Below are 24,923 nucleotides of genomic sequence, written 5' to 3' on the forward strand. Positions count from 1 at the left end.
GCATCAAAGAAATGATCGCGCGCGGCAGTCTGTCGTCGTCGCGCGCAATGCCTTACGGCAGCGGCAATCAACATCTTCTCGCTGGCCGAGGAACGTTCAAACAAAGGATGAGGCTATGGTTCAAGTTCGCAAACTGGTGTTAGCAATAGCGGCCGCCTCGGCGCTGTCCTCCGGTATGGCGCATGCCCTCGGGCTCGGGGAGCTGACCCTGAAGTCGACCCTGAACCAGCCGCTGGTGGCCGAGATCGAGTTGCTCGACGTCAAGGATCTCACCGCTGCCGAAGTGGTGCCGAGCCTGGCGTCTCCTGAAGACTTCGCCAAGGCCGGCGTTGACCGTCAGGCCTTCCTCAATGACCTGACGTTCACTCCGGTGCTCAACGCCAGCGGCAAAAGCGTGCTGCGCGTGACCTCGAGCAAGCCGTTGTCGGAACCGATGGTGAAATTCCTCGTGCAAGTGATGTGGCCGAACGGCCGTCTGCTGCGCGATTACAGCGTACTGCTGGATCCATCGAAGTTCTCGCCGCAGACCGCTGACGCCGCCGCGCAACCGGCGCCGACGCAGACCATCACTGCGCCGACCACCGGTGCCACCCATCCGACTCAGTACACCACCACGCCGCGCGACACCCTGTGGGAAATTGCTGCAAAGGCGCGCACTGGCGGTTCAGTGCAGCAGACCATGCTGGCGATTCAGGCGCTCAACCCGAACGCGTTTATCGACGGCAACATCAACCGGCTGAAAACCGGTCAGGTGCTGCGTTTGCCGGACTCGGTGCAAAGCACCGCGCTGCCACAGTCGAAGGCGATTGCTGAAGTTGCCGCGCAGAACGAAGCCTGGCGTCAGGGCCGTCGTTATGTGGCCAAGCCAGGCACCGGTCAGCAGCAGCTCGATGCCACCAGGCGTGGTCGCGGCAATGCCGGCACCGCTCAGAATGCCCAGGACAACCTGAGCCTGGTCTCCGCCGAAAACGCCAAGGGGCGCGGCAAAGGCCCGGCAGGCGATGCCAAGGCGCTGAGCAATAAACTGGCGGTGACTCAGGAAAGCCTCGACACGACCCGTCGTGACAACGAAGAACTGAAAAGCCGCATGGCCGATCTGCAAAGTCAGCTGGACAAGCTGCAAAAGCTGATCGAGCTGAAGAACAATCAACTGGCGAAGATGCAGGCCGAAGGGCCAGGCGCTGCGCCCGCCGCGAATCCTGCAGCACCTGCCGTCCCGGCGATCACCGCCGAACTGGCCGCGACGCCGCCAGCGACGCCGGCAGAGGCGGCTTCTCCTACACCGGAATCGGCCATTGCGCCACCGGTCGAGACCCCGATTGAGCCGGTTGTCGAACCCAAGCCTGCGGTTGTCGATGATGAGAAAACCTTCAACGAGCTGCTGACTAATCCGATTCTGTTGGGTCTGGTCGGCGGTGGTGCGGTTGTTCTGTTGCTCTTGCTGTTGCTGCTGGCGCGTCGTCGCAAAGCGCAGCAGGAAGCCGAAAAGCATATGCGCATGGCGCGTGCGCTGTCTGAAGAGCAGGAATTCTCCGCCGAGCAGGATCTGCCTGAGAGCAGCTTCGAAGGCCTGGAAGTGCCGGCGGCAAGCGTCAAGCTCAACACTCCGGCTCCAGCTCCGGCGCCGGTGGTGGCGCCAGTGGTGATGGCTGAGCCGATTGCCGCGCCGCTGGTGGCCCCTGCCGCCGAGCGCTCGGATGACGTGCTGGACAAGGCGCAGTCGCACATCAATGCTGGTCGCCTGAATCAGGCAGCCGCACTGCTGGAAGAGGGTGTCAGCCTCGAACCGCAACGCAGTGACTTGCGCCTGAAGCTGATGGAAGTCTACGGTCAGCAGGGCGATCGCGATGCGTTCGTCGGGCAAGAGCGACAGCTGGTGGCCAATGGCGACAATTTTGCCAAAGTCGAAGAGCTGAAAAGCCGCTTTCCGGCTATGGCAGTGGTTGCCGCGAGCGGTCTGGCGGCAGCGGCAGTTGCCGCCGAGCTGGACGCGCAATACGTCAAAGACCTGTTGCTGGATGAGCCTGAGGCGCCGGCTCCGGCACCGCAGGAAGACGATCTGGACAGCGCGTTCGACCTGAGCCTGGACGATCTCGACAACATCACTCCGGTAGCACCAGCCCCAGTGGTTGAGCCGCAAGCGCCGGTGGAGCTGGACGAATTCCCGGCGGACGACGATCTGAGCTTTGAGTCGGTGCTGCAACAGCAGACCGAGATCAAAGACAATCTGGATGATCTGTCGGACTTCGACCTGGATCTGGACCTTGGTGCCGAGCCGGCGCCGGCGGCTCTGGCTGATGACGATTTCTTGCTGGATCTGGACGAAGGCGTGAAGGATCTTGCACCGGTCGAGCCGCCGGTCGTTGCCGACGTGCCGCAGGATGATCTGGAGTTGCCTGCCGATTTCGACCTGTCGCTGGCCGACGAAATGGACAGCAACCCGCCCGCCGAACCCGATGCGTTCGCAACCGAGCTGGACGACGTCAACGCCGAGCTGGATCGCCTGTCGCAAAGCATCGCCGAACCGACCTTCACCGAAGCCGATGCGGCGATCGGTGACGATCTGGGCGAAGATGACTTCGACTTCCTCGCCGGCACTGACGAAGCGGCCACCAAGCTCGATCTGGCTCAGGCCTACATCGACATGGGCGACAACGACGGCGCGCGCGACATCCTCAATGAAGTGTTGACCGAGGGTGACGAGAAGCAGCGTGGCGAGGCCAAGGAAATGCTCTCGAACCTGGCGTAAGTTCAGCGGTAAACAAAAAAAACGGCAGCCCAGTGAGGCTGCCGTTTTTGTTTGGGCCGGAATCTGTGTTCTCCTGGCTATTGTCATCGCTGGCAAGCCGGCTCCCACAGGTTCTGCGTACGCCAGAGAAACTGTGGGAGCCGGCTTGCCAGCGATGGAGGCCGATGAGGCGACAGAGAACCTTCTGGCATCCCTGAACCACAGCCTTATAATGCCCGCCTTTGCACAAACAGCAGGCTGTCCCACCTTGGCAAACATAGATAACCCGGTCGCCGAAATGGCCCCCGACGGCTTTTACCGCGTCGCGCTGGGCGTTGAGTACAAAGGCTCGCGCTACAGCGGCTGGCAGCGTCAGTTGACGGGTGTGGCAACGGTTCAGGAAGAACTCGAAAAAGCGCTGTCGAAAGTCGCCAATTCACCGATTTCGCTGCAATGCGCCGGGCGCACCGATGCCGGCGTGCATGCCTGCGGGCAAGTGGTGCATTTCGACACGCCGGTCGAGCGTTCACTGAAGGCCTGGGTCATGGGGGCCAACATCAATTTGCCCCATGACATCAGTGTCAGTTGGGCCAAAGTCATGCCGGCGCATTTCCATGCGCGCTTCAAGGCCATCGCCCGGCGTTACCGCTATGTGATCTACAACGATCAGATCCGCCCGGCGCATCTGAACGAAGAAATCACCTGGAACCACCGTCCGCTCGACGTCGAGCGCATGGCTGAGGCCGCGCAGTACCTGATCGGTACTCATGATTTCAGTGCGTTCCGCGCCGGCCAGTGTCAGGCCAAGTCGCCCATCAAGAAGATGCATCACCTGCGCGTCACCCGTCACGGCAAGATGATCGTGCTCGACATCCGCGCCAATGCGTTTCTCCATCACATGGTGCGCAACATTGCCGGGGTCTTGATGACCATTGGTGCCGGCGAGCGGCCGGTGGAGTGGATGAAGGAAGTGCTGGAAAGTCGCGAGCGCCGTTCCGGCGGCGTCACCGCGCATCCGTATGGCCTCTATCTGGTGCAGGTCGAGTACCACGACGAATTCCCGTTGCCCGAGCGTTTTGTCGGGCCACATTTCCTTACGGGTTTCTCCGAACTTGACGGCTGACGCCCTCGAACGCTTTTGTTACCATCCGGGACTTTCCCGGATTTTGCCTCGGAGTTTTTCTCGATATGTCAGCCGTTCGCAGCAAGATCTGCGGGATTACCCGCATAGAGGATGCGTTGGCAGCGGTCGAAGCCGGGGCTGACGCCATTGGTTTCGTGTTTTATGCCAAGAGTCCGCGAGCGGTGAACGTGCAGCAGGCGAGGGCGATCATCCGCGCCCTGCCGCCATTCGTGACCACCGTCGGCCTGTTCGTCAACGCCAGTCGCTGCGAGCTGGGGGAAATCCTCGACGCCGTACCGCTGGACCTGTTGCAGTTCCATGGCGATGAAAGCGCTGAAGCCTGCGAAGAATGGCGTCGGCCTTATATCAAGGCGTTGCGGGTCAAGGCCGGCGATGACATTGCTGCAGCCGTTGCTGCTTACCCGGGTGCCAGTGGCGTACTGCTCGACACTTATGTCGAGGGTGTGCCCGGCGGAACCGGTGAGGCCTTCGACTGGTCTCTGATTCCGCCGGATTTGAGCAAACCACTGATTCTGGCGGGTGGCCTGACGCCGGAAAACGTCGCCGACGCCGTGGCCCGGGTGAGGCCCTACGCGGTCGACGTCAGCGGTGGGGTAGAGGCGAGCAAGGGTATCAAGGATCATGCGAAGATCCGGGCGTTCATCGCCGCTGCACGCAAAGCGCCATATTGATGTGACGGCTGGCAGTCTGCCGCCGTCCATCAATGCACTTGCACAAAGCAGGCGAGGCTGAGGGTTTATGGGTTGCACGCAGGTCATGTTTCGCGCTGACCGTGGCGGTCCACCAACCATCGCCACACACATGAATTTAGCTGAAGGGCATACGCGGGGCTGCGAACCAGAGCGTTCGGGCCGCCGGTACTGGAGAAAGAAAGCATGAGCAACTGGTTAGTAGACAAACTGATCCCTTCGATCATGCGTTCCGAGGTCAAGAAGAGCTCGGTGCCGGAAGGTCTGTGGCACAAATGCCCGTCTTGCGAGGCTGTGCTGTATCGTCCGGAGCTGGAAAAGACCCTGGACGTTTGCCCGAAATGCAACCATCACATGCGCATCGGCGCACGTGCGCGCATCGACATCTTCCTCGATGCCGAAGGTCGCAACGAACTGGGCGCCGATCTGGAGCCGGTTGACCGTCTGAAATTCCGCGACGGCAAAAAGTACAAGGACCGTCTGGTCGCTGCACAGAAGCAGACCGGCGAGAAAGACGCGTTGATCTCCGTCAGCGGCACCCTGCTGGGTATGCCGGTGGTGGTTTCGGCGTTTGAATTCAGCTTCATGGGCGGCTCGATGGGTGCCATCGTCGGTGAGCGCTTCGTGCGCGCTGCCAACTACGCCCTGGAACACCGTTGCCCGATGATCTGCTTCGCCGCTTCCGGTGGTGCGCGCATGCAGGAAGCGCTGATCTCGCTGATGCAGATGGCGAAGACCTCGGCCGTGCTGGCACGTCTGCGCGAAGAAGGCATTCCGTTCATCTCGGTACTGACTGACCCGGTCTACGGTGGTGTTTCCGCCAGTCTGGCAATGCTTGGCGACGTTATCGTCGGTGAGCCGAAAGCCCTGATCGGCTTCGCCGGTCCGCGTGTGATCGAACAGACCGTGCGTGAAAAACTGCCGGAAGGCTTCCAGCGCAGCGAGTTCCTGCTGGAGCACGGCGCCATCGACCTGATCATTGATCGTCGTGAACTGCGTCCGCGTCTGGGCAATCTGCTGGCGCAACTGACCGGCCAGCCGACACCGACCTACGTCGCCGCTCCAGTCGAGCCAATCGTGGTTCCGCCGGTGCCTGCCAACGTATGACCGAGCGCACCCTTGGCGAGTGGCTCGCCTACCTTGAGCAGTTGCATCCGTCAGCCATCGACATGGGGCTGGAACGTTCGCAACAGGTAGCGTCCCGCATGGGGCTGGGCCAGCCGGCGCCTCGGGTGATTACGGTCACCGGCACCAACGGCAAGGGTTCGACCTGCGCGTTGGTAGCTTCATTGCTGCGGGCGCAGGGTCTGAGCGTTGGTGTCTACAATTCCCCGCACCTGCTGCGTTACAACGAGCGGGTGCAGCTCAATGGCGTCGAAGCCACTGACGCCCAGCTCTGCGAAGCCTTCGCGGCCGTTGAGGCGGGGCGTGGCGACACTTCCCTGACTTATTTCGAAATGGGCACCCTGGCGGCGTTCTGGCTGTTTCAGCAGGCCGGGCTGGATGCGGTGGTCCTGGAAGTAGGTCTGGGCGGGCGTCTGGACACGGTCAACGTGGTGGACGCCGACATGGCGCTGGTGACCAGTATCGGCGTCGACCACGCCGATTATCTGGGGGACACCCGCGAGTCCGTGGCCTTCGAAAAGGCCGGAATTTTCCGTCAGGGCAAACCTGCCCTGTGTGGTGACCTCAATCCTCCGCAACCGCTGCTCGACAAGGCGCGCGAACTGGCGTGCCCGTTCTTCCTGCGCGGGCGAGACTTCGATCTTGGTGTTACCGATCAGCACTGGCAGTGGCGCGGCACCGACGCGCAAGGTCGGGTCGTTGAGTTGCGCGATTTGCCCTTGCTCGATCTGCCGATGGAAAACGCAGCGTTGGCGTTGCAGGCGTATCTGCTGCTCGGGCTGCCGTGGGATGCCGGGCAGATCGTGGCTGCCTTGCAGGCGACTCGTGTGGTTGGCCGTCTGGATCGCCGCTCGTTCGAATGGAATGGCAAGCGCCTGAATGTATTGCTGGATGTGGGGCACAATCCCCATGCCGCCGAGTATCTGGCCCGTCGTCTGGCCTCCCGGCCGCCGGTCGGCAAGCGTCTGGCGGTGTTCGGGCTGCTGGCGGACAAGGATCTGGATGGTGTTGTCGGCGAATTGAGTGCTAGTGTCGAGCACTGGGCGGTTGCGCCGCTGGATTCGCCACGTGCTCGCCCGGTGGCTGAATTACACGCTGCCTTGCAGAACCTTGGCGCATCCGTCACGTCTTACGACAGTGTCGCCGCCGCCCTGGAAGGGCAATGCGCAGTGGCAACCGGCGACGACGAGATTCTGTTGTTCGGATCATTTTATTGTGTCGCCGAGGCCCTTGAATGGCTGGCCCGGCGCTCCACGGAGGAAGCGGCAAATGGCTTTGCTGGATAAAGCGTACAAGCAGCGCATGGTCGGCGCCCTGGTGCTGGTGGCGCTGGCGGTGATTTTCCTGCCGATGCTGTTTTCCCGTCAGGATGAGCAGCGCCAGGTGGTCGTCGAGGCGCCGGCCGCTCCGCAAGCATCTGCCATGCCGCAGGTGCAAATGGAGCAGGTGGCGGTGCCGGAGCCGCAGGCCTTGCCGCAAGAACCGGTGCCAACCGATGAGGAGGTTGCAGAAGAGACTGCGCCTGCTGCGCCTGCTGCTCCGATTGCCCCGGCTGCACCGGTACCGGCGGCTCCCATAGCCATCGCCAAACCGGCTGCGCCGCCAGCGGTGGCCAAGCCGATTCCGGCGCCTGCCCAGCCTATCGCTGCGCCAGCAGCCAAGCCTGACACAACGCAAAGCCGCGTCGATGCCAACGGTCTGTCGGTGAGCTGGTCGGTGCAACTGGCCAGTCTGTCGAGCCGCGCCAGCGCCGAGAGCCTGCAGAAAACCCTGCGCAGCCAAGGCTATAACGCCTACATCCGCTCTGCCGATGGCAAGAATCGGGTGTTTGTCGGGCCGCTGATCGAGCGTGCCGAAGCCGATCGTCTGCGCGATCTGTTGAGTCGTCAGCAGAACCTCAAGGGTTTTGTCGTGCGCTTCCAGCCCGAGCGCGGTTAAAAACTATCGCCTCGATTGAAATGCACTGATAATCGCAGCTTACCGAGAGGCATGCGCTCTGCTAAAATGCGCCGCCTTATCCGTCTGTAGGCTGCACTGTGCCATTTACCTGGGTTGACTGGGCGATCGTTGCAATCATCGCCATCTCCGCTTTGATCAGTTTGAGCCGCGGCTTCGTCAAGGAAGCATTATCGCTGGTGACCTGGATCATCGCAGGAGTCGTTGCCTGGATGTTCGGTGGCTCACTGTCCGAGTACCTTGCCGGATACATCGAAACCCCATCGGCTCGCGTGATCGCGGGCTGTGCCATCATGTTTGTCGCCACACTGATCGTGGGCGCAATGATCAATTATCTTATCGGCGAGTTGGTTCGCGTCACCGGGTTGTCCGGGACCGATCGATTCCTCGGCATGGCCTTCGGCGCAGCGCGTGGCGTGTTGCTGGTGGTCGTGGCAGTCGGGCTGTTGAGCCTGGGGCCGGTACAGCAGGACGGGTGGTGGAAAGAATCACAGCTCGTGCCAAAGTTTCTATTGGTCGCCGACTGGTCCAAAAACCTGATTCTCGGGTGGAGCAGTCAGTGGCTTGCCAGCGGAATCAGCGTACCCGCTGATATTCCGTTCAAGGAGCAACTCTTGCCGTCGGCCAAAACGCCACAGTGAGTGTTGTTCAGTTCAGATCCATTAAGTAGGGGTTGCGTCGCATGTGTGGCATCGTCGGTATCGTCGGTAAGTCGAACGTCAATCAGGCGCTGTATGACGCGCTAACCGTGCTCCAGCACCGCGGCCAGGACGCTGCCGGTATCGTGACCAGCCATGATGGCCGGTTGTTCCTGCGCAAGGACAATGGCCTGGTGCGTGACGTGTTTCAACAACGTCACATGCAGCGTCTGGTCGGCCATATGGGGATCGGCCACGTCCGCTACCCGACTGCGGGCAGCTCGACTTCGGCCGAAGCCCAACCGTTTTACGTCAACTCGCCTTACGGCATTACCCTGGCGCATAACGGTAACCTGACCAACGTTGAGCAGTTGGCCAAAGAGATCTACGAATCCGACCTGCGTCACGTCAACACCAGTTCCGACTCGGAAGTGCTGCTGAACGTGTTCGCCCACGAGCTGGCCCAGCGCGGCAAGCTGCAGCCGACCGAAGAAGACGTGTTTGCCGCCGTGACCGACGTGCATAACCGTTGCGTGGGTGGTTACGCCGTCGTGGCGATGGTGACCGGTTACGGCATCGTCGGTTTCCGCGATCCGCACGGCATTCGCCCGATCGTGTTCGGCCAGCGTCACACCGACGAAGGCGTCGAGTACATGATCGCGTCCGAAAGCGTTTCGCTGGACGTGCTCGGTTTCACCCTGATTCGCGACCTGGCCCCGGGCGAAGCGGTCTACATCACTGAGGACGGCAAGCTGCACACCCGTCAATGTGCGACCAACCCGTCCCTGACCCCGTGCATCTTTGAACACGTCTACCTGGCGCGCCCGGACTCGATCATCGACGGCGTGTCTGTGTACAAGGCCCGTCTGCGCATGGGCGAGAAGCTTGCCGAGAAGATCCTGCGCGAGCGTCCAGAGCACGACATCGACGTGGTCATCCCGATTCCGGACACCAGCCGTACTGCTGCGCTGGAGCTGGCCAACCACCTGGGCGTGAAATTCCGCGAAGGTTTCGTCAAGAACCGTTACATCGGTCGCACCTTCATCATGCCGGGCCAGGCGGCTCGCAAGAAGTCGGTTCGCCAGAAGCTCAACGCCATCGAGTTGGAATTCCGCGGCAAGAATGTGATGCTGGTCGACGACTCGATCGTGCGCGGCACCACCTGCAAGCAGATCATCCAGATGGCCCGTGAGGCTGGCGCGAAAAACGTCTACTTCTGCTCGGCGGCGCCGGCAGTACGCTTCCCGAACGTGTATGGCATCGACATGCCAAGCGCTCACGAGCTGATCGCCCACAACCGTTCGACCCAGGACGTGGCGGATCTGATCGGCGCTGACTGGCTGATCTATCAGGACCTGCCTGACTTGATCGAAGCGGTCGGCGGCGGCAAGATCAAGATCGAGCACTTCGATTGCGCGGTGTTCGACGGCAAGTACGTCACCGGCGACGTCGACGAGGCTTACCTGAACAAGATCGAGCAGGCGCGCAACGATGCCTCCAAGGTCAAGACCCAGGCAGTCAGTGCGATCATTGATCTGTACAACAACTGAGTTTCTACCGGCCCTGAGGGGCCGGTTTTGTATCTGACTTTCAATTTTCAAGAACAGGGCAAGGAGTGACAGCATGAGTCAGGAATGGGATGCCGGTCGGCTGGACAGCGACCTCGAAGGCGTAGCGTTCGACACCCTGGCCGTACGTGCCGGTCAGCACCGCACGCCGGAAGGCGAACACGGTGATCCGATGTTCTTCACGTCCAGCTACGTGTTCCGCACCGCCGCCGACGCGGCCGCGCGGTTCGCGGGGGAAGTGCCGGGCAACGTTTACTCGCGTTACACCAACCCGACCGTGCGCGCGTTCGAAGAGCGCATTGCCGCGCTGGAAAGCGCCGAGCAGGCCGTTGCGACCGCAACCGGCATGGCCGCGATCATGGCGGTGGTGATGAGCCTGTGCAGTGCCGGTGATCATGTGCTGGTTTCGCGCAGTGTGTTCGGTTCGACCATCAGCCTGTTCGAGAAGTACTTCAAGCGTTTCGGTGTGGAAGTCGATTACGTGCCTTTGGCTGACCTGTCGGCCTGGGATGCGGCGATCAAGTCCAACACCAGGCTGCTCTTTGTCGAGTCGCCCTCCAACCCGTTGGCCGAGTTGGTCGACATCCCCGCGCTGGCGGAAATCGCGCACGCCAAAGGCGCAATGCTGGTGGTCGACAACTGCTTCTGCACGCCTGCGCTGCAGCAGCCGCTGAAAATGGGGGCGGACATTGTCGTGCACTCGGCGACCAAGTTCATCGACGGCCAGGGCCGTTGCATGGGCGGGGTGGTGGCCGGTCGCAGCGAGCAAATGAAAGAGGTGGTTGGCTTCCTGCGCACCGCCGGGCCGACCCTGAGCCCGTTCAACGCGTGGATCTTCCTCAAAGGCCTGGAGACCCTGAATCTGCGGATGAAGGCGCACTGCGCCAACGCCCAGCAACTGGCCGAATGGCTGGAGCAACAGGAGGGTGTCGAAAAAGTCCATTACGCCGGGCTCAAGAGCCATCCGCAGCACGAACTGGCCCAGCGTCAGCAGAAGGGCTTTGGTGCGGTGGTGAGTTTCGAGGTCAAGGGTGGCAAAGAGGGTGCCTGGCGCTTTATCGACGCGACCCGATTGATTTCGATCACGGCCAACCTCGGCGACAGCAAAACCACCATTACTCATCCGAGCACGACCTCTCACGGCCGTCTGGCGCCGCAGGAGCGTGAAGCCGCGGGGATTCGTGACAGCCTGATCCGCATTGCGGTCGGTCTGGAAGATGTCGCCGACCTGCAGGCCGACCTGGCGCGCGGTCTGGCGGCGCTGTGATCGAGTTGTCCACGCCGACAGCGGGTACTCATGGTCGCGTGGCGCTGGTCACCGGTGCTGCGCGCGGGATTGGCCTGGGCATTGCGGCCTGGCTGATCAGCGAAGGCTGGCAAGTGGTGCTGACCGACCTGGACCGGGTGCGCGGTTCGAAAGTGGCGAAGGTGCTTGGCGAGAACGCCTGGTTTATCGCCATGGATGTCGCGGAGGAGAGTCAGGTCGCACTCGGCGTGGCCGAGGTGCTGGGGCAGTTTGGTCGTCTCGACGCGCTGGTGTGCAACGCGGCGGTGGCTGATCCGCACAACATCACCCTGGAAAGCCTCGATCTGGCTTACTGGAATCGGGTGCTGGCGGTGAACCTCAGTGGGCCGATGCTGCTGGCCAAGCATTGCGCGCCCTATCTGCGTGCGCATAACGGCTCGATCGTCAATCTGGCCTCGACCCGGGCGGGGCAGTCCGAGCCGGATACCGAGGCCTATGCGGCGAGCAAGGGCGGGCTATTGGCGCTGACGCATGCGCTGGCGATCAGCCTCGGGCCGGAAATTCGTGTGAACGCGGTCAGTCCGGGCTGGATTGATGCGCGTGATCCGTCGGCGCGGCGGGCCGAACCTCTGGCTGATACCGATCATGCCCAGCATCCGGCGGGCAGGGTGGGGACGGTCGAGGATGTCGCGGCGATGGTGGCGTGGCTGCTGTCGAGAAATGCCGGGTTTGTCACCGGGCAGGAATTCGTCGTCGATGGCGGCATGACGAAAAAGATGATTTACACGGACTAAGAGGCGAAGCCGCGATCCTGTAGGAGTGAGCCTGCTTGCGATAGCGGTTTCAAGGTTGATACTTTTTTCCGGGATTGACTCAATTTTGTCTTTTTCAGAAAAACTTCAATCCTGCTATTGACTTAGGTTCGCTACCTGCGTAAATTTCGCGGCCTCGGAGATGCAAACGGGTGATTAGCTCAGCTGGGAGAGCGTCTGCCTTACAAGCAGAATGTCGGCGGTTCGATCCCGTCATCACCCACCACTTCCGAGTGACTTGCGAAAGCAAGAAGGTAGGCTGAAAGTGCCTGCACCGACGCGCAGCGGTAGTTCAGTCGGTTAGAATACCGGCCTGTCACGCCGGGGGTCGCGGGTTCGAGTCCCGTCCGCTGCGCCATATTTTACGAGTCAGGCAATGTCTGGTTCGCGATTGCAAAGCACCGAAGCTTTCAATCAAAACGAGTTACTTGAGCGCAAGCTCAAAGCGATACGCAGCGGTAGTTCAGTCGGTTAGAATACCGGCCTGTCACGCCGGGGGTCGCGGGTTCGAGTCCCGTCCGCTGCGCCATATCTGTTTCAAGGACCACTGAACGCCTTGAAGCACCGAAAGCAACCTTGGGTTGATTCGGATTCGATAGCAAAGACCCTGGTCGAAAGACCGGGGTTTTTTGTGTCTGAAATTTGGCTATTCCCCTCTTTTCCTCCTGCTCCAACTCCTGAAGCCAATACAAATCCCCGTAGATACTCTGCTCGCGATAGCGTCAGTTCAGCCACGCATCTGGTGACTGATACTCCGCTATCGCGAGCAGGCTCACTCCTGCGAGTGCCTGCCCGCCTGCTGCGGTACCACGTCGCATTGATTTTCTGATTCTTTAGTCAAATTTTTGTAACTGGTTGTTTGCTGCGAGCCCGGAAACCTTTAAAGTTAACCTTTCGGTCAGCTTTGCACTGTCAACACGCCCTTTGTTTAGCCAAGAAGGGCTTCTGCAAGACTCGAGATTCCCAGTAGATAACCAGAAGGGCGGACACATAACCGCCCAGAGGATGATCCATGTCCAACCGTGATATATCCCGGCGCTCGTTCCTCCAGGGCGGGCTGGTGGCGGGTGTGAGCGTCACGCTCACGCCGCTCAGCAGTCAGGCGCTGGCTGCCTTGATGGAAAACAGCGTGACCGTGCCGTCCGAGAAGTGGCTCGGCAACAACGGCAAGGCGCGCCAGCGTAACGATGCCCTGTCCAAGGTCTGCGGCAGCAAGGTATTTGCCCGCGACATTCGCTCCAGGGACATGCCGGGCTGGCCTGAGCAACAAGGCCACGCCATGCTGCTGAAAACCATCAAGGCCGACCGTATCTACGACGGCTATGACCTGTCGTGGCTCGGCGCCGACTTGCAACCTGACCGTATCGTCACCGCTGCCGACCTGGACAAGGACGGCATCGTGTTCCCCGAAGAGCACGCGCCGGATCCCTTGCTGCCTGAAGGCAAGGTACCGATGTTCATCGGTCATCCGGTAGCGATCCTGATCTGGAACGATTTCGAACGTTTCCGCCAGGCCAAGAACAAACTCAAATTCAATGACAAGGCGATTCGTTACGGTGCGCAAGTGCCGTACTACGAAGGCGACCCCTATGGCAGCTTCCGCTACGTGCGCGTGGGCGGTCCGACCTCGGCCGATGAAGACGAGTTCGCCAGCCTCAAGGACTCGATCCTGTTCCCGATGCTGAAAAACCGTCGCCCGGTGTGGAATTCCCAGCCGAACCTGCACGGTAACCTGACCGAGCGTGGGCTGTTCTACGCCGACCGCATGAAGCAGCAGATCGACACGCCGCCGGACAACTGGCTGGTGTTCGACGAGCGCTACAAGACCCCGTCGATCGAGCCGGCCGCGATGGAGCCGGACAACGGCAACGGCTGGTACGACCCGAAAACCAAGACCCTGCACTTCGTGGTGGCCACCCAGTGCCCGCTGGAAGCTGCAACCGAGACTGCGAAAATGATCGCGCCGTCTCGTTTCGGCCTGGCCAACCTGAACATGCACCCGGGTTACACCGTGGGTTACGGTTCCAAAGACCACAATATCTTCGTCTACTACGCCGCCCTCGCTGCGCTGTACGGCGCCGGTGTGCCGATTCGTTTGGCCAACGACCGCTACGAGCAGTTCCAGAGCGGGATCAAGCGTCACCCGTTCGATATCCGCTACCAACTGGCGGTGGACAAGAACGACTACAGCTTCAAGATTTTCCGCGCCGAAATGAGCGTCGACGGCGGCGGTCGGATCAACTACAGCCCGTCGGTAGCAGCAGTGGGCGCCACGGCGGCGCAGTCGATCTACTACATGCCGCAGAACGATCTGCAGGTCACCGCTTACCACTCGCGTGGTGTTGAAGCCGGTTCGATGCGCGGCTACGGCACCCTGCAAAGCATGGCCTCGACCGAAATGATGGTCGACGAAATCGCCAATCGCCTCGGTGTCGACGCGATCGACCTGCGTCGCAAGAACGCCCTGCGGTCCGGCATGAAAAACACTCAGGGTGCGATCCCCGCCGGTGCCTTGCGCCTGCACGAGATTCTCGACAAGGCGTCGGTGCACGAAGTCTGGAAAAACCGCGACGCGATCAAGCAGCAGCGTGAAGCCGCCGACCCGGACAACTGGTATGGCGTGGGTTTTGCCATTTGCCAGAAAGACTTCGGCACCGGCTCGGAAGCGCCGATGGCCAGCATCGAATTCACCGCTGAAGGTCGCATCAGCCTGCGTCACATCGGAATCGAAATCGGCACCGGCATGTCCACTTCGCAAGCGCTGGTGGTGGCCGACTTCCTCGGCAGCCCGGCGCATGAGGTGAAGACCGGTGAGACCGAATGGAAGGAAATGCAGCTGATCACCAGCGGCAACCCTTACATCATGAGTCAGGCCGAGCAGGACAACCTGCTGCGCAACCCGCGCTGGGTCGGCAAGCTGGCCTCGGCGTCGTCGGCGACCAACTCGGCTTACTACTTCAGCCACGCCACCCGTGAAGCGGCGCGCGTGCTGTTCAACCACGGTTTGTGGCCGGCGGCGCTGGAAATCTGGCGTCAGGGCCCGTATGGCGGGCAGGCCAACCCCTATGTGGTGCGTCGCGAAGATGCGCATTGGGTCGATGGCAAACTCACAGCTAACGGCATGCAGCCGCTGAGCTTTGAAGAGCTGGCCAAGCGCGCTCACGAGCGGGGTCTGGTCACCGCTGCCACCGTCCACGGATTCAATCGCTGGAGCTGGGCCGAGGCCGAGTACAGCATCGACGGCGTGCGCGAGCGTCTGCCGCTCGATGGTCTGGCGGTGAAGTACGGCGATGGTGCGCCGCAAGCGAAGAAAGCGCAGATGAACAGCGCCGGTTTCCACCTGCTGGATCGCCAGAACATCAACTACCCGGTGGTTCAGTTGAACAACGCTGCGGTGACTTACTACAGCCCGGTGGCCACGCTGGTGGAGCTGAAGGTCAACAAGGGTTCGGCGGAAGTCGAAGTGCTCAACCACCATTCGTGGGTCGAGTGCGGTCGGGTGCTGGTCGAAGAGCTGGTCAAGGGCCAACTCGAAGGCGGCATCGCCATGGGCATCGGTCACGCGCTGATGGAAGAGATGCCGCTGTATGAAGGCGGGCCGGGGGAGGGTGACTGGAACTTCAACCGTTATCGCCTGCCGATGGCCCGCCACGTGGCGGTGTGGAAGCAGACCGCGGAGATTCTGCCGCCGCTGTCGCCAAGCGATCCGTCCAAAGGCATCGCCGAGGTGGTGATGATCCCGGTGGTGGGTGCCATCGGTAACGCCGTGGCGCACGCCATCGGTAAACGTGTTCGCGATCTGCCAATCACTGCTGCGCGCATCAAGGAGGCCCTCAATGGCTAACCGTCCGCTTCAACTGACCCTCAACGGTCAATCCGTCGGCCCGGTGGACATCCCTGATGACCTGCCGATGATCGACTACCTGCACGAATACAAGAACCTCACCGGTTCGCGCCTGGGCTGCGGCCAGGGCATCTGCCACGCCTGCGTGGTGATTGTCGATAACCCGGACGGCACCAGCGAAGAAGTACGCACCTGCATCACCGGTGCGCATCACTTCGAAGGCAAGAAAGTGCGCACCATCGAAGCTCACGCCAAGCGTGACGAGCAGGGTCAGGTCACTGAGCTGAACCCGATTCAGCAACGCTTCGTCGACGAATTTGCCTTCCAGTGCAGCTACTGCGCGCCTGGCTTCGTCAATGCTGCGACCGTGCTGGTGGAGAAGCTGCAGCGCCAACCGATTGCCAAGAGCAAGCTGGAGCAGGTCATCGAGGACAGCCTCGGCCATCACGTCTGCCGTTGCACCGGGTACGTGCGTTACTACAACGCGACCCGCAACGTGCTGACCGATCTCGGCCTGGTCAAGGAGGGTTGAGCATGAAGCATCTATTGACCCGTCTGACCCTGGCGGTCGGACTGGCTGCGCCGGTGCTGTTTGCCCACGCCGACGACCAGGTCAAGCGCGGCGAATACCTCGCTCGCGCGGCCGACTGCATGGCGTGCCACACCGCACCGGGCGGCGCGCCGTTTGCTGGCGGGCTACCGATCGTGTCGCCGTTCGGCACGATCTACGGCACCAACATTACCCCGAGCAAAGAGCACGGCATCGGCCTGTACAGCGATGACGAGTTCTTCGCGGCGCTGACCGAAGGCAAGCGCCGCGACGGGGCGAATCTGTACCCGGCGATGCCGTACACTTCGTACCACCTGATGCCGCGGGAAGATTCCGACGCGATCCACGCGTACCTGAAAACCATCGAGCCGATCGAGCGCGCCGCGCCGGTCACCAGCCTGAGCTTTCCGTTCAACGTGCGCCTGGGCCTGATGGGCTGGAATATGTTGTACGGCAAGGCCTTGAAGCTGGAGCCGGCCGAAGGCAAGAGCGAGGCCTGGAAGCGCGGCCAGTACATGGTCGAGGTGCTTGGTCACTGCGGCGAGTGCCATACCCCGCGCGGCTTGCCGGGTGCGATGCAGATGGACAAGCGTCTGACTGGCGGCGTCCTCAACGGTTATCTGGCGCCTGGCCTGCTGGCCACCGATCTGGCGGCGCGCGGCTGGAATCAGCAAGACCTGAGCACGTTCCTCAAGCACGGCATGAGCGCCCAGGGCACGATGTTCAACGAGATGTTCCCGGTGTTCCACAACAGCACCCAGGGCCTGAGCGATCAGGATCTGAAAGCGATGGCGACGTTCCTGCTCGGCGACAAGCCGCCTGCAGCCGCAGCGCTCGTTGAAGTGCCCGTGGACAAGCTCGGCCCGAGCGCGCAGCGCGGCCGTCAGGAATATTTGAACGTCTGCGCCGGTTGTCACGCTGCCGGGGGTGAGGGCAAGCCGCACATCGCCGTGGCCATGCGCGGCAATACCACGCTGCGCCTGGAAGATCCGCGCAATCTGGTGCGGGTGATCGAAGACGGCATCGGCGAGCAGAAATTTGCCGGGTTCGAGCATATGCAGCCCATGCCTGGGTTTGCCGACAAGCTCAGCGCTGCGCAACTGACCGATCTGCTGAACTACCTGCGTCAAGGCTGGGGCGGTCAATCGGCTGAACTGGCGGTCAGCGACGTGCAGAAGCTGCAAGCGCAAGTCCCGGCCGTCGAACACAAGGCGCATTGACATGCAGCATCTCGATCTACAAGTGGTACGCCGGGCGCTGGCGTGGTCGGTGGCGGGGCAGCGCATCTGGCTGTGCACCGTGTTGACCACCTATGGTTCGGCACCGCGTGCTCCGGGGTCGTTGCTGGCAGTGAACGATGACGGGCAGTGGATCGGTTCGCTGTCCGGTGGCTGTGTCGAGGAAGACTTTCTCGAGCGCGTGGCGGAAGGTGCGTTTCTCGATGCGATCAACGTGGTGCGCTACGGCGAAGGCGATGATCCGCGCTCGCGGGTCAGCCTGCCCTGTGGCGGCATTCTCGACGTACTGGTAGAGAAATTTGACGCCGACTGCGAGGTGCAGGCGCATCTGCGAGAGCTCGAATCGGCGCTGCTCGGTCAGCGCCGCTTGATTCGTGAGGTCGATCTGGCCAGCGGTGCGCGGGCGTTGTTTGCAGATTGCGAACAGGGGGCGCGCATCGAACGTGAGATTGATCGGGTGCGCATTCGAGTCGGCGCCGCGCAGCGCTTGTTGCTCGCCGGCTATTCCAGTGTTGCGCAGGCATGCGCCGAGTTTGCGGTCGGTCTCGGTTTCGAAGTGATTCTCTGTGATCCGCGTGATGAAGTGCTCGACGGCGTGATACTGGATGGCGTGGAGATTCGTCGGCAGTTGCCGTCGGTGTTCATTGCCGACGGCGGCTGTCATCGCGATACCGCGGTGGTAGCGTTGACTCACGATCCGCGTATCGACGATCTGGCGATGATGGAGGCGGTGCGTACCGAGGCGTTTTACATCGGCGTCATGGGCTCGCAGCAGACCTCACAGAAGCGCTTCGAGCGCCTGCGCAGGATTGGCGGATTGGGGGAAGTTGAATTGGCGCGGATTCATGCGCCGATCGGCTTGAACCTGGGCAGCAAGACCCCGGCGGAGATTGCCTTGGCGGTGCTGGCGGATATTTTGCGAATTCGTAGCGGGATTGCCCGAGACCAACTCTGATACGGGCTTGTTCATCGAATTGTGGCGAGGGAGCAAGCTCCCTCGCCACAGTTTTTTGCCAGTCAAGAAAACTGATCAGAAACCCAGTTTGTCGCGCAAGCCGTAATACCAGGCGCCCAATGCCGCAAACGGCGTACGCAACAACTGCCCGCCCGGGAACGGATAGTGCGGCAAGTCCGCAAACGCATCGAACCGTTCAGCTTGCCCGCGCAATGCTTCGGCCAGCACCTTGCCGGCCAGGTGTGTGTAGGTCACTCCGTGGCCGCTGCAGCCCTGCGAGTAATAGATGTTGTCGCCAAGGCGCCCGACCTGTGGCAAACGCGACAGGGTCAGCAGGAAGTTGCCCGTCCAGGCGTAGTCGATCTTCACGTCTTTGAGCTGAGGAAACGCCTTGAGCATTTTCGGGCGAATGATCGCTTCGATGTTTGCGGGGTCCCGCGCGCCATACACCACGCCACCGCCGAAGATCAGGCGCTTGTCGCCGGTCAGGCGGTAATAGTCGAGCAGGTAATTGCAGTCTTCGACGCAGTAATCCTGGGGCAGCAGGGATTTCGCCAGTTCTTCTCCCAGCGGTTCGGTGGTGATCACCTGTGTGCCGCAGGGCATGGACTTGGCTGCCAGTTCCGGTACCAGATTACCGAGGTAGGCGTTGCCGGCAACGATGATGAACTTGGCCCTGACCTTGCCCTGTGGCGTGTGCACCACCGGGTTGGCACCGCGCTCGATGCGTACGGCGGGTGATTGTTCGTAAATGGTCCCGCCGAGGGATTCCACTGCTGCGGCCTCACCCAGCGCCAGGTTCAGCGGATGGATGTGCCCACCGCTCATGTCGAGCATGCCGCCGACGTACTGATCGCACGCCACCACTTCGCGAATGCGACGTTCATCGAGTAGCTCAAGTTGGGTATGGCCGAAGCGCTCCCACAGGCGCTTCTGCGATTCCAGGTGGCCCATCTGCTTGGCGGAGAGGGCCGCAAACACGCCGCCGTCCTTCAAGTCGCACTGGATGTTGTACCTGGCGACCCGTTCGCGAATGATCCGGCCGCCTTCGAAGGCCATCTGCCCGAGCAGTTGTGCTTGTTTGGGGCCGACGCTGCGTTCGATCACGTCGATGTCGCGGCTATAGCTGTTGACGATCTGCCCGCCATTACGACCCGACGCACCGAAGCCGACCTTGGCGGCTTCCAGCACGGTCACGCGAAAACCGTTTTCCAGCAGGAACAGGGCTGAAGACAATCCGGTGTACCCGGCGCCGATCACACAGACGTCCGTCTCCACATCAGCTTGCAGAGACGGGCGGGGCGGTACGGCATTGGCCGACGCAGCGTAATAAGACTCTGGGTAAGGGGTGTTCGCCATCCTGCAGCCTCTGTTTAATATATTTTACGAGTGTGCCGATCCTACCCGAGTTGAAAAACCTCCGCCAGCCACCGGAATAATCTTCTTCACCGGCCTGAAATTAAATATTTTGCATATTCATAGGGTTAGGTGAAAAAAAGGTGTTGACACCCCTCCGGAATTCCGTAGAATGCCGCCTCACAGCAGGCACGTAGCTCAGTTGGTTAGAGCACCACCTTGACATGGTGGGGGTCGTTGGTTCGAGTCCAATCGCGCCTACCAAACAAAATCCGCTCTGCTGGGCGGTCTAGAAGGGCTCACCGAAAGGTGGGCCCTTTTTTGTTGTCTGCGATTTGCAAAACCCCCACCTCAGAACGCCAGTTCGGCGCTCACCTCAACATAGTCGATCGTCTTGTCGCCGTGTCCCTCCTGATAGTGCTTCGTCATCTTCTCGTCCGCGTGGCCCAGCAGCGCCTGGATGTATTCCTGTGGGAAGTTTTGCTGCTCGTACAGCCATGCACCTAAAGCGCGGATCTCGTGAAAAGTGGGGCGCTCACCGGCGGGCACATGGTCATAAGCGTGCGCGGCGTCGCGGGCCTTGCTGAACTCCTTGGTCAGATAATCCGGCGTTACCGAGGTCCAGTGGTCCTTCGCGTCGATCTGTTCACGGCGCCGCGCCTTCGGTTTGTAGTGGATCAGATAAGGCGACACCAACGGCGATCGCAGGCACTCGCCGACGACTTCACGCAGCGCGGCGCCCATGGTGATCTTCAGGTGAACCGGATTGTCGTAGCCCTGCGTCTTGCCCGGAGACACGGTCAGCGTGTTCTTGTCCATGTCGACCGCCGACTTCAGCCAGGTCACGATATCTTCGCGGCGCTGGAGGCTGGCCAGTGCCAGGCGGATTGCCCGCTTCAGCCAGGGCGGCGTGGTCGCCGCGCCGATGATCGTCTGTAGTCCTTCCAGCGTGTGCCGCTGGCGCTTCTTCTCGGCTTCCTTCTTGACCAGCGTCAGCTCGGCGCAATTGCGCTCGGCCAACCCCTTGGCCACGGCGAAAGCGAAGATCTGCACCCACAGCCCGCGATGCTTTGTGTAGGCGTTGTTGCTGAACTGGTCCAGGTATTCAGCCATGGCCAGCACGTCCATCTGCCCGATCAGGCGATCGCCAAGATCTTGCCGGTACCGCTCGAGCTTGAATTTGATCTCTTCCAGTGTCCGCGCCGCATAACCCTTGTCCACCAGCCATTCGTCATTGAACCGCTGCAGCAGGTTGCTCACCGTTGGCAACCGGTCGCCGGTCAGCAGGGTGAGCAGCGCCCCGTCATCGACGACCAGCGCCGCGACCTTGAGGTTTGCTGCGTGCGCGAGCTTGATTGCTTCCTCAAGTGGGCGGTTGATGCTGGTCATCAAGCCGGTAATGGGGTTCCGGTACCGAAAATATTTACCGTTCGGGTAAAGATTTGGCGGTAGCTTCCTGTTTTTGAGCGTGCGCGGCCGGGCAGCCATCAGCCTATCTCCAACATCTTGGCCAGCAGCCTACATTGATGGGCAAGGGCGGCGCCCGGTAACGGCCGAAGTTTTCGTTGCTGCCCCGATCGCTGATCCGTTGAACATGGCAGTCAAGCTTTCGCCCAACACGGCCGCCGTTCAGGCTGCTGTCCGAGCTGAAATCTCTGACCTGATCGACCGCGACTCCAAGCCCGGCAGTCCCATCCTTATTAGTCGCCTTCGGGAAGCGGTATCCGTGGCTGCCGGCGAGTCTGATAACGCTATTACATCACCGACGGCAGATGTGGCGCACGCGACTGGGCATATGGCAGTTCCAGGAACAATCACTTTCTCCAGCTTTTAAGGAGGCGTAATGCCGACAGCTGCCGATTACCTGGAGCAGCTGAAAACGCTGCTGCCTCCGGGCCAGGCGTTCCCTAGGGAAGCCGGTACCACATTACATAACTTGCTGGATGGGATGTCGATCGAGCTTGCTCGCGTTGATGGCCGGGGAGAAAACCTTCCTGCTGAGGCAAACCCGGCCAGCACGAACGAGCTATTGAGTGACTGGGAGCGGGTTGCAGGCCTGCCTGACAAATGCTCAGGCGTTTTGGAGGAGACGCTTCAGGGCCGAAAGAACGCCTTGCTCGCCAAGCTATCCAGTACCGGCGGGCAGTCTTCGGCTTATTTCATTGAACTGGCGAGCACCCTTGGCTACACCGTGACCATTGAAGAGTACCGCCCATTTCGTGCCGGCCGCTCTTATGCAGGCGACCCACTCACGAATGGCCCTTGGGTCTTCACTTGGTTGGTTCGGGCGCCTGAAAGTACTGTCATTTCATTCCGCGCCGGCGCGTCAGCTGCTGGTGAGCGCCTGCGTACATGGGGCAATGACACCCTCGAATGCAAAATAAATCAATTGAAGCCCGCGCACACGATTGCGCTCTTCGCTTACGGAGACTGACGCATGCACAGAATTGACGGGCCTGGCGCCACGGTTGATAACAAGTTCACGGATGGCGATCCGGTTAGCGGTGTTGAAGCCACCTTGGTTACTGATGATTGGCTGAATGACGTGCAAGAAAACCTGATGGCGGTCTTAGTATCGGGCGCGATCTCTCCAACCAAAGGTCGGGCTGCTGATCTGCTCGATGCTATCAAGAAGGTTGCTACTTCGCAGGGATTGATTAAAACGGTGAAGCGTCAAGTCTTCTCGGGCTCTGGCACATATACGCCGTCAGCGGGCATGGTTTTTTGTGATGTTGAAGCGGTGGCAGGGGGCGGTGGCGGTGGCGGGGCTGCAGGTGGCTCAGGGACAAGCGCTGCCGGCGGCGGCGGTGGATATGGCGGGTACTCTCGTAAGATATTCACGGCGGCCCAAATCGGAGCATCTCAAGCCGTATCGATTGGCGGGGCTGGCTCCGGTGGATCGGCCGGTAATAATGCTGGCGGGACTGGTGGCAATACGGCATTCGGTGCACTACTCGCCTGTAACGGCGGCGTCGGAGGCTCGGGTTCGCCTGCTCTCACAACGACTGGCGTACCTGCTGCTGGCGGCGCTGGCGGTACTGCTAGTGGCGGCGACATAAACATCCGCGGTAGTAATGGGTTCGCCTCCATGATCCTTGGGGGGGGGCTAGTGGCGGCCTGAGTGGTCAGGGCGGTGGTGGCATTTTCGGCGCAGGTGGTTATCCGGCAGGCGTGAATGGATCTGGCAACGCCGGGACCGGCAGCGGGTCAGGTGGGAGCGGTGGCGCCTCGAACACAGCGGGCAACGCTGCTGGAGCAGCAGGTTCGCTAGGTCAGATTGTAGTCATCGAATACTGCACTCAATAGGTAAAACACATGCGATACGCACTGATCAATATGGCTACAACCCTAGTAGAAAACGTCATTGAGCTTGATCCTGAGGGGGATCTGACACAGCCGGATGGTTACGCGGTGGTGGCGAGTGATTCGGCCAATATCGGCGATACGTACGGTAACGATGTTTTTACGCCACCTCCGCTGCCGGTGCTAACTCCCGAGCAGATCCTTGCCGCGAACACACAGATGCAAGTCAATCTAATGTACGTGTCGCCACAGGCCATCAGCGCTCTGTTCATGGCCGTCGATCTCGGCAGTGGAACTGACCCGGCGACCGTAAAGGCTCGTGCCTGGCAGGCCTACTATAACAACCTGCAAGCAGTGGACCTGACTGTGGTGTCGCCGGAATGGCCGATGTCTCCGATGGCATGATACATTCCTGAAAATTTTTCAGGTGTCGAACTGCGGTCATGGAAGTCATAAAAAAAATAGAGTTTGCCAATACACTGCGCGGTATCGCAGCAATATCAGTTCTAGTTGCTCATTATTTTGGTGTTTTTTGGACGTCGCCGCCGACTGTCTCGGCGCTCACCAATGCACCATTACTGACATTTCAGGATATGCCGATACCGTCCTATATATCAGCTATACAGCTGGTAAATTATTTTAACTTTAATTATGGGGCCTTTGGTGTAGGTCTTTTCTTTTTGGTTAGTGGGTTCGTTATTCCAATATCACTGGAGAGAAAAGGGCTGTTGGATTTTGTGGCTAATCGGTTTTTAAGAATTTTCCCGACGTACTTTGTTGGGTTTGGCGTGACGCTTTTGGCACTTTTGCTTTCATGTTATTACTTCGATGTTGAGTGGTTATATACAAGGGATGAGATTCTAATCCATTTCATTCCTGGGTTGCGCGATTTGTTTTGGTCTAAAAGCATTGACGGCATTGTGTGGACTCTCGAGGTTGAGTTGAAGTTCTACATCCTTTGCGCGATATGCATAGTGCTTTTCAAGCGAGGGTCACTTTGGGTTTTTCTTCTGCCAGCTATTGTTGCTGCGCTTGGCATCTATGCCGCAACGATACTCCCGCAGTACGGCCAGACAAATGCTTGGTTGTACATTAAGCTGTTGACGTTTATATATCCTGCAAAATTCATAGTGTTTATGTTTATAGGTGTTGCACTGTATTACTATCATTCAAATAAGATGTCCGCGTTGAAGGCATCAGCGATGATATTGATGTGTTTTGTTTTGTTTTATGTGATGTGGTTTAGTGGGCCTGAAATTAATACTGTGAATTTAGCTTATAGTTATGCTATGGCATTTGCGTTTTTTGTTTGTGCGATGTTGTGGCCTGCATTGTTCCGAGCCAACCGCATAACAGATTTTCTGGCAAACATAAGCTACCCGCTATATGTTATTCATGGTGTGGCGGGGTATGTGGTATTGCGTGTGCTAGCGGATCTTCACGTCGCTCCTTTGATCTCCTTGGTTCTCGTAGTTCTGTTGGCTTTATCAATTTCTTGGGTTATCCATGTCGGTGTTGAAAAGCCATCGCAAAGATTTGCCAAGTTCTTAATGAGTAAAGAGAAGTATCCGCTCATTTCAGAGCTGCGATAGAGACTTGAAGTGGAGGATTAATAAGCCCGCCTAGTGCGGGCTTTTTCGCCCAGACAAACACCGGCAAGCAAGCGCTTGCGGTGACATTTCCCAGCCGAGTTCCAGGCCAGGTGACCAGCGGCGGGCGAGTAACATGAGCAAGCACCGGGATGGCATACCATTTTCCGTGTCGCCGGGGT

General features: G+C 60.1%; 21 protein-coding genes and 4 tRNA genes. 23 read left to right on the plus strand and 2 right to left on the minus strand.

Features of this window, described 5'->3' with window-relative positions; genetic code table 11:
* Positions 1-115: 115 nt before the first annotated feature.
* The 17 genes from PseuLF5_RS11665 (at position 116) to PseuLF5_RS11745 (ending at position 18,493) form a co-directional block, all read left to right on the plus strand.
* Positions 116-2,749, plus strand: coding sequence for a FimV/HubP family polar landmark protein (locus tag PseuLF5_RS11665; protein ID WP_340133577.1), 2,634 nt, complete (start codon positions 116-118; stop codon positions 2,747-2,749).
* Positions 2,750-3,026: 277 nt separating this feature from the next.
* Positions 3,027-3,851 carry a tRNA pseudouridine(38-40) synthase TruA gene (gene truA, locus PseuLF5_RS11670; protein WP_177490526.1) on the plus strand — a complete coding sequence of 275 codons (825 nt, stop codon included), beginning with the start codon at positions 3,027-3,029 and terminating at the stop codon, positions 3,849-3,851.
* A gap of 65 nt (positions 3,852-3,916) precedes the next feature.
* The gene (locus PseuLF5_RS11675) at positions 3,917-4,543 is read left to right on the plus strand and encodes a phosphoribosylanthranilate isomerase (protein WP_128614842.1); all 627 of its coding nucleotides are present in this window, start codon (positions 3,917-3,919) and stop codon (positions 4,541-4,543) included.
* A 204-nt stretch (positions 4,544-4,747) separates the two neighbouring features.
* Positions 4,748-5,668, plus strand: a complete 921-nt coding sequence (gene accD / locus PseuLF5_RS11680; protein ID WP_123463406.1) for an acetyl-CoA carboxylase, carboxyltransferase subunit beta — start codon at positions 4,748-4,750, stop codon at positions 5,666-5,668.
* Positions 5,665-6,972 (plus strand): bifunctional tetrahydrofolate synthase/dihydrofolate synthase, encoded by a 1,308-nt coding sequence (folC, locus tag PseuLF5_RS11685; RefSeq protein ID WP_340133578.1) that lies wholly within the window; start codon positions 5,665-5,667, stop codon positions 6,970-6,972. Before accD ends, folC begins: the two co-directional genes overlap by 4 nt.
* A complete protein-coding gene (locus PseuLF5_RS11690; RefSeq protein ID WP_340133579.1) occupies positions 6,956-7,624 on the plus strand; it encodes an SPOR domain-containing protein in 669 nt (222 codons plus the stop codon). The genes folC and PseuLF5_RS11690 overlap by 17 nt, the downstream gene beginning before the upstream one ends.
* A gap of 98 nt (positions 7,625-7,722) precedes the next feature.
* The gene (locus PseuLF5_RS11695; protein ID WP_007913461.1) at positions 7,723-8,283 is read left to right on the plus strand and encodes a CvpA family protein; all 561 of its coding nucleotides are present in this window, start codon (positions 7,723-7,725) and stop codon (positions 8,281-8,283) included.
* A gap of 41 nt (positions 8,284-8,324) precedes the next feature.
* Positions 8,325-9,830, plus strand: coding sequence for an amidophosphoribosyltransferase (gene purF, locus PseuLF5_RS11700; protein WP_016773943.1), 1,506 nt, complete (start codon positions 8,325-8,327; stop codon positions 9,828-9,830).
* Positions 9,831-9,903: 73 nt separating this feature from the next.
* Positions 9,904-11,115 (plus strand): O-succinylhomoserine sulfhydrylase, encoded by a 1,212-nt coding sequence (locus PseuLF5_RS11705; protein ID WP_123463401.1) that lies wholly within the window; start codon positions 9,904-9,906, stop codon positions 11,113-11,115.
* Positions 11,112-11,888 (plus strand): SDR family oxidoreductase, encoded by a 777-nt coding sequence (locus PseuLF5_RS11710; protein WP_123463399.1) that lies wholly within the window; start codon positions 11,112-11,114, stop codon positions 11,886-11,888. The genes PseuLF5_RS11705 and PseuLF5_RS11710 overlap by 4 nt, the downstream gene beginning before the upstream one ends.
* A gap of 168 nt (positions 11,889-12,056) precedes the next feature.
* Positions 12,057-12,132 (plus strand) — tRNA-Val (locus tag PseuLF5_RS11715).
* A 55-nt stretch (positions 12,133-12,187) separates the two neighbouring features.
* A tRNA-Asp gene (locus tag PseuLF5_RS11720) sits at positions 12,188-12,264 on the plus strand.
* Between the two features lie 94 nt (positions 12,265-12,358).
* Positions 12,359-12,435, plus strand: a tRNA-Asp gene (locus PseuLF5_RS11725).
* Between the two features lie 483 nt (positions 12,436-12,918).
* The gene (locus PseuLF5_RS11730) at positions 12,919-15,750 is read left to right on the plus strand and encodes a xanthine dehydrogenase family protein molybdopterin-binding subunit (protein WP_123463397.1); all 2,832 of its coding nucleotides are present in this window, start codon (positions 12,919-12,921) and stop codon (positions 15,748-15,750) included.
* On the plus strand, positions 15,743-16,282 hold the full coding sequence (locus PseuLF5_RS11735) for a (2Fe-2S)-binding protein (RefSeq protein WP_340133581.1): 540 nt from the start codon (positions 15,743-15,745) through the stop codon (positions 16,280-16,282). Before PseuLF5_RS11730 ends, PseuLF5_RS11735 begins: the two co-directional genes overlap by 8 nt.
* 2 nt (positions 16,283-16,284) lie before the next feature.
* Positions 16,285-17,520, plus strand: a complete 1,236-nt coding sequence (locus PseuLF5_RS11740; RefSeq protein ID WP_336347768.1) for a c-type cytochrome — start codon at positions 16,285-16,287, stop codon at positions 17,518-17,520.
* A 1-nt stretch (position 17,521) separates the two neighbouring features.
* On the plus strand, positions 17,522-18,493 hold the full coding sequence (locus PseuLF5_RS11745) for an XdhC family protein (RefSeq protein WP_336347769.1): 972 nt from the start codon (positions 17,522-17,524) through the stop codon (positions 18,491-18,493).
* A gap of 75 nt (positions 18,494-18,568) precedes the next feature.
* Here PseuLF5_RS11745 and PseuLF5_RS11750 read toward each other — a convergent pair whose 3' ends face one another.
* Positions 18,569-19,852, minus strand: a complete 1,284-nt coding sequence (locus PseuLF5_RS11750) for an NAD(P)/FAD-dependent oxidoreductase (RefSeq protein WP_123463391.1) — start codon at positions 19,850-19,852, stop codon at positions 18,569-18,571.
* Positions 19,853-20,036: 184 nt separating this feature from the next.
* On the opposite strand from PseuLF5_RS11750, the gene PseuLF5_RS11755 reads away from it, so the two are divergent.
* Positions 20,037-20,113 (plus strand) — tRNA-Val (locus tag PseuLF5_RS11755).
* Positions 20,114-20,200: 87 nt separating this feature from the next.
* On the opposite strand, the gene PseuLF5_RS11760 is transcribed toward PseuLF5_RS11755, so the two are convergent.
* A complete protein-coding gene (locus tag PseuLF5_RS11760) occupies positions 20,201-21,337 on the minus strand; it encodes a tyrosine-type recombinase/integrase (protein WP_071171664.1) in 1,137 nt (378 codons plus the stop codon).
* Between PseuLF5_RS11760 and PseuLF5_RS28170 the strand changes: the two genes are divergently transcribed.
* The 5 genes from PseuLF5_RS28170 to PseuLF5_RS11780 all read left to right on the plus strand — a co-directional run bounded on the left by PseuLF5_RS28170 (position 21,318) and on the right by PseuLF5_RS11780 (position 24,744).
* On the plus strand, positions 21,318-21,683 hold the full coding sequence (locus PseuLF5_RS28170) for a baseplate J/gp47 family protein (protein ID WP_429541744.1): 366 nt from the start codon (positions 21,318-21,320) through the stop codon (positions 21,681-21,683). The two genes, PseuLF5_RS11760 and PseuLF5_RS28170, sit on opposite strands and share 20 nt — an antisense overlap.
* Before the next feature lie 9 nt (positions 21,684-21,692).
* On the plus strand, positions 21,693-22,283 hold the full coding sequence (locus PseuLF5_RS11765) for a YmfQ family protein (RefSeq protein WP_340133582.1): 591 nt from the start codon (positions 21,693-21,695) through the stop codon (positions 22,281-22,283).
* Between the two features lie 3 nt (positions 22,284-22,286).
* Positions 22,287-22,970 (plus strand): glycine-rich domain-containing protein, encoded by a 684-nt coding sequence (locus PseuLF5_RS11770; RefSeq protein ID WP_340133583.1) that lies wholly within the window; start codon positions 22,287-22,289, stop codon positions 22,968-22,970.
* 194 nt (positions 22,971-23,164) lie between these two features.
* Positions 23,165-23,557 carry a tail fiber assembly protein gene (locus tag PseuLF5_RS11775; RefSeq protein ID WP_340133585.1) on the plus strand — a complete coding sequence of 131 codons (393 nt, stop codon included), beginning with the start codon at positions 23,165-23,167 and terminating at the stop codon, positions 23,555-23,557.
* A 38-nt stretch (positions 23,558-23,595) separates the two neighbouring features.
* A complete protein-coding gene (locus PseuLF5_RS11780) occupies positions 23,596-24,744 on the plus strand; it encodes an acyltransferase family protein (RefSeq protein WP_340133586.1) in 1,149 nt (382 codons plus the stop codon).
* Positions 24,745-24,923: the final 179 nt, after the last annotated feature.

This window comes from Pseudomonas sp. LF-5 (assembly GCF_037626295.1).
Classification (GTDB): Bacteria; Pseudomonadota; Gammaproteobacteria; order Pseudomonadales; family Pseudomonadaceae; genus Aquipseudomonas; species Aquipseudomonas monsensis.

Coding starts and splice junctions, on each gene's coding strand:
- PseuLF5_RS11780 (WP_340133586.1), top strand. CDS start 23,596: ATGGAAGTCATAAAAAAAATAGAGTTTGCCAATACACTGCGCGGTATC.
- PseuLF5_RS11675 (WP_128614842.1), top strand. CDS start 3,917: ATGTCAGCCGTTCGCAGCAAGATCTGCGGGATTACCCGCATAGAGGAT.
- PseuLF5_RS11665 (WP_340133577.1), top strand. CDS start 116: ATGGTTCAAGTTCGCAAACTGGTGTTAGCAATAGCGGCCGCCTCGGCG.
- PseuLF5_RS11740 (WP_336347768.1), top strand. CDS start 16,285: ATGAAGCATCTATTGACCCGTCTGACCCTGGCGGTCGGACTGGCTGCG.
- PseuLF5_RS11745 (WP_336347769.1), top strand. CDS start 17,522: ATGCAGCATCTCGATCTACAAGTGGTACGCCGGGCGCTGGCGTGGTCG.
- PseuLF5_RS11765 (WP_340133582.1), top strand. CDS start 21,693: ATGCCGACAGCTGCCGATTACCTGGAGCAGCTGAAAACGCTGCTGCCT.
- PseuLF5_RS11750 (WP_123463391.1), bottom strand. CDS start 19,852: ATGGCGAACACCCCTTACCCAGAGTCTTATTACGCTGCGTCGGCCAAT.
- PseuLF5_RS11760 (WP_071171664.1), bottom strand. CDS start 21,337: ATGGCTGCCCGGCCGCGCACGCTCAAAAACAGGAAGCTACCGCCAAAT.
- PseuLF5_RS11735 (WP_340133581.1), top strand. CDS start 15,743: ATGGCTAACCGTCCGCTTCAACTGACCCTCAACGGTCAATCCGTCGGC.
- folC (WP_340133578.1), top strand. CDS start 5,665: ATGACCGAGCGCACCCTTGGCGAGTGGCTCGCCTACCTTGAGCAGTTG.
- accD (WP_123463406.1), top strand. CDS start 4,748: ATGAGCAACTGGTTAGTAGACAAACTGATCCCTTCGATCATGCGTTCC.
- PseuLF5_RS11690 (WP_340133579.1), top strand. CDS start 6,956: ATGGCTTTGCTGGATAAAGCGTACAAGCAGCGCATGGTCGGCGCCCTG.
- PseuLF5_RS11730 (WP_123463397.1), top strand. CDS start 12,919: ATGTCCAACCGTGATATATCCCGGCGCTCGTTCCTCCAGGGCGGGCTG.
- PseuLF5_RS11705 (WP_123463401.1), top strand. CDS start 9,904: ATGAGTCAGGAATGGGATGCCGGTCGGCTGGACAGCGACCTCGAAGGC.
- PseuLF5_RS11775 (WP_340133585.1), top strand. CDS start 23,165: ATGCGATACGCACTGATCAATATGGCTACAACCCTAGTAGAAAACGTC.
- PseuLF5_RS11770 (WP_340133583.1), top strand. CDS start 22,287: ATGCACAGAATTGACGGGCCTGGCGCCACGGTTGATAACAAGTTCACG.
- truA (WP_177490526.1), top strand. CDS start 3,027: ATGGCCCCCGACGGCTTTTACCGCGTCGCGCTGGGCGTTGAGTACAAA.
- purF (WP_016773943.1), top strand. CDS start 8,325: ATGTGTGGCATCGTCGGTATCGTCGGTAAGTCGAACGTCAATCAGGCG.